The 288-nt window shown below is 61.1% G+C and carries 1 protein-coding gene; it reads right to left on the bottom strand.

What is annotated here, in order from left to right; all coding sequences use genetic code 11:
- On the bottom strand, positions 1 to 288 hold a 288-nt coding region (locus tag R2R70_RS19685; RefSeq protein ID WP_410978850.1), incomplete at both ends, for a hypothetical protein.

The raw sequence follows: 288 nt of genomic DNA, 5'->3' as shown, positions 1-288 counted from the left end.
CGAGTTGGTGTGGACGTACTTAATGCCGCCACCGCCGTTCACGATGTTGTTCACCGTGTTCGAAACGTTCGACACGTTGGCGTTCGTCGCGTACAGCTGCGAGCCGTTCACCGCATCCGTGCTCGTCGACGACAGCGTGCCTGCTGCCACGTTCGTCAGCTTGACGTTCGTGCTTGCGCCCACGCCACCCAGCGTCACCGAGTTGTGCGACGACGAGTCGTACAGCACCGCATCGGCGAGCTTGCCGTTGATGTTCGTGATCTGGCCTTGCAGCGTCGTGACGTTACC

Origin of the sequence: Cobetia sp. SIMBA_158 (genome assembly GCF_046566945.1) — a bacterium.
Taxonomy (GTDB): domain Bacteria; phylum Pseudomonadota; class Gammaproteobacteria; order Pseudomonadales; family Halomonadaceae; genus Cobetia; species Cobetia amphilecti.
This window is presented reverse-complemented; position numbering and strand designations above follow the sequence as displayed.